At 58.2% G+C, this 3,102-nt stretch carries 4 protein-coding genes; all 4 read right to left on the bottom strand.

All coding sequences use genetic code 11. From position 1 onward, the window contains the following. Window positions 1–103: 103 nt before the first annotated feature. A complete protein-coding gene (locus ACVWZJ_RS14055) occupies window positions 104–1,078 on the bottom strand; it encodes a Gfo/Idh/MocA family protein (protein WP_011433046.1) in 975 nt (324 codons plus the stop codon). Window positions 1,079–1,252: 174 nt separating this feature from the next. Continuing rightward, a complete protein-coding gene (locus tag ACVWZJ_RS14060) occupies window positions 1,253–1,903 on the bottom strand; it encodes a (2Fe-2S) ferredoxin domain-containing protein (RefSeq protein WP_011433047.1) in 651 nt (216 codons plus the stop codon). Further along, window positions 1,887–2,165, bottom strand: a complete 279-nt coding sequence (locus ACVWZJ_RS14065) for an Asr1405/Asl0597 family protein (RefSeq protein ID WP_457396474.1) — start codon at window positions 2,163–2,165, stop codon at window positions 1,887–1,889. The genes ACVWZJ_RS14060 and ACVWZJ_RS14065 overlap by 17 nt, the downstream gene beginning before the upstream one ends. Before the next feature lie 126 nt (window positions 2,166–2,291). Continuing rightward, a complete protein-coding gene (dpsA, locus tag ACVWZJ_RS14070) occupies window positions 2,292–2,843 on the bottom strand; it encodes a DNA starvation/stress protection protein DpsA (protein WP_414357283.1) in 552 nt (183 codons plus the stop codon). Window positions 2,844–3,102: the final 259 nt, after the last annotated feature.

Raw genomic sequence — 3,102 nt, forward strand, 5'->3', positions numbered from 1 at the left:
ACTCCGTCCCGCTAACGCGAATGGAAACAAACAGAATGCTATCGCTGCATAGTTGAACAGTGATGTTCAGCAGTGTTCAGCGTAAATGTATCAGGGACTTCCCTTAGGGCCAATCCTGAACGCAAACCACCTGCTGGGTTTGGGCAGATCGCTCGGCTGCCTCGGCCACCGCCAGGGCGTGGAGCATGTTTTCAGTATGGATATAGAGGGGTCTGCCGTGGCGCAGGTGATCCAGCACCATGCGGGTGTCTTGCTCGAACAGGCCGTGGCGGGATCCCGTCTCTAGAGGGTGGGCGCTGCCGGGCCGCAGCAACGTTGCCTCTTCGCCGTTGATCAATAGGCCCCCCCGTTGACCGTGGAACTCCAGTAGCCGCTGCGAGCACCACAGGGAATCCCCCTTGCCATAGGTCAACACCGCCAGCAACCCACTGGCAAAACTCAGCTGGGCTGTGCAGTAGCAACTGCTGTAGCGGTGGGGCAGATCCGGCCCGTCGTAGCGCAGTTGGCAGCTCACCCGTTCTACCCTGCCCAACAAGTCCACCAAGCGGTGGATGCGAGAAACGGCCCCCATGAGGGGGAAGCCAAACAACTCAGGCCGATAGGTCCAGCGATCGGGGGCGGGGTGGGTGGCGGTGAGAGTGATGTAGCGAACGGCAAACAGCTTGCCCAACCCTTCCAGCTCTTGTTTCAGCAACCGGTGAACGCCGCTAATTAGCTCGATGTGTTCGACGTGCAGCAGCACTTGCCGCTCGGCTGCCAATTGCACCAAGGAACGCGCTTCGGCAGCGCTGAGGGCGAGGGGATATTCCACGACGGTGTGGATCCCTGCCTCCAGAGCAGCACGGGCAATGGCGGCATGATCCCGATTGATGGTGCTGACAAAAACCAGATCCAGCCGCTGCTCGCCCAACAGAGAAGACCAGTCCGAATAGGCGACGGCCCCCAACTCGGCGGCAAAAGCATCGCTCCGGTCGGGAGCTCGACCGGCAACAGCGACAATCTGCACTTGCCCATCTTTGCGCAAGGCCTCGGCCCGTGAGCGAGCTGCGTAGCCGGTGCCGATGATCCCCACCCGCAAGGTTTGTTCCCTCCCCTAGCCTGCCTCTGTCTGTAGCATCACACAGGAGGGATCCTTTGTACCACCCGGCAATCCGGATCTCGCTCCGCCTAGGTTTGCCGGAAAACTCCTGCTGCACCCTTTGATTTTGTGCCTACCTCACAGAGCTGTTCGCCGGTGGGGATCCCATGGGCGTTAGGAAGAAGCTGCTGCTTCAACCTCTTGGGGTTGCGGCGAGGAAAGCGGAAAATGCCGCTCCAACAAAGCCGGGATCCCCTGGGGGGAAACGCCGCTATAACGAGCCTTGTCGGGCATAAACACCACATGGGGGCCCCGTTTACAATCTTTCATGCAGCCCACCCCCTGCACGCAAATCGAACCAGAGTAGGCGGCCAAGTGGGCGTTCAGGGCTTGCATCACCGCTCCGGCCCCACGCCGATAACAGTCGGATTTCTGGCAGACCAGCACCTTACCTTTGATGTCTGTACCTTTGATATCTCCTTTGATATCTGTGATGTTTGGAGCAACCGGTTCGGAAGCTGCCTCAGCCCCAGAAGCCGAAGACAAACCCCCCGCCCTCTCTCCGAGGGGAACCACCCGGTAAAGCACCCACTTCTCTCGCCCTTTGTGCGGATCCACCTCCCGCTCCCCACAGATCTGCACGGTGTCTCCAGGTTTGAGGGTGCGGTAAAGGGCAGAACGCAGGGGCTTGGGGATCTTGCCGGAAAAAACGTCCGCTCCGGCTTGCCAACGCAGGTACTTGAGCTTGCCGTCTTTATCGGGAAGAAATCCCAAAAACTGGCCCTCCGACTCAAACGGGATCCCTTGCTTAGGAAACTTGCTCATCTTGACCCCCAGCCTCCGTGTTGAGCTGCCAACAAACCTCTAGGCCATCCAATAACTCCTGTCGCCGCGCTGTGTGCTGACGGATCACACTGCGCACCTGTAGAACGGCCAACGGAGTACTCACCTCCACCCGCAGACGACCATCTCCTGTACAAATCGCCGGGATCCCCAATTCCATCAGCCGCCGACCAACGCGCCAGCGCTCGCCCAGAGGAATGTTCAAGAGATAGCCGCGCTCAGAGTCCAGAAAGGCGGGGTTCATGGCCGGGATCAGCACCTCAGAGTAAAGAATAGTAGTGAAGAGATGAAACAAATTCTCAATAGCCTTTCAAAAAAAAGCCAGAGGTCGGAAACCAGGCAGGCTCAAGCCCACCTGTGGACCTTCTGGCTAGACTCTGCCGTTCATCAAGCCGAACACCAGGCTATCGTTGGCCAGGAAGTGATGGAGATGGAAGGCGCGATCCTCTGTCTTCAACAGGATCTGCTCGTAGAGGTAGCGGGTGGCCCGATCCCCAAGGCTCTCCGCCTGGGCTGCCTGCCGCCGCAGCAGATCGATGATGGCCTGCTCTGCCGCCAGGTCGTTCATCAACATTTGCCGTGCCCCAAAAGCTCCATCCGGCTCAGGGGTAAAGCAGCAAAGCTGGGCCAAGGTGGCAAAGCTGGCTACCGGCACACCTCCCAGCCCTTCTAGGCGTTCTCCCAGGTCGTGGACATGCTCCCTCGCCTGCTCGTAGTGATCTTTGAAGAGTTGGTGCAGCGGATAGAACTCAGTGCCTTCTACCACGAAGTGATGCTTCTGGTACTGCAAGTACAGCCCCTGGAAGCTGGCCAGCAGGGCGTTCATCCCCTCGCAAACCGGCTGGGTTATCTCAGTGCCAAGCAAGACAGGATTGTCGCGCACGCTGTTGAAAGACTGGCGCAGGGTTGAAGTTTCGGACATAAAACTCTCCAGCACAAGTTAAAAGGAGCTGTGAATCCTAGAGCGCCCACCACAACGGGCCTGGGATCCTTGGGTGTTTATCCCCAAATCTAGCATAGTGCAGAAAATGGCTCTTGTGAATAACTCTCAATAAGCCCGTTGTTGCAGATCCCTTTGGAGTGGGATCAGCTAGAAATCGCAGGAGCCCCGCACTGTACCCGTAGGGTCGGTGTCGGGAGGAATGCGCTTTGATGAAGTACAATGAACTTATGAGCCAAGT

Source organism: Thermostichus sp. OS-CIW-29, from assembly GCF_054058195.1.

What these genes read in the sequence shown, in the direction of transcription:
- ACVWZJ_RS14060 (WP_011433047.1), bottom strand. Translation starts at nt 1,903, where the DNA reads ATGAGCAAGTTTCCTAAGCAAGGGATCCCGTTTGAGTCGGAGGGCCAG.
- dpsA (WP_414357283.1), bottom strand. Translation starts at nt 2,843, where the DNA reads ATGTCCGAAACTTCAACCCTGCGCCAGTCTTTCAACAGCGTGCGCGAC.
- ACVWZJ_RS14065 (WP_457396474.1), bottom strand. Translation starts at nt 2,165, where the DNA reads ATGAACCCCGCCTTTCTGGACTCTGAGCGCGGCTATCTCTTGAACATT.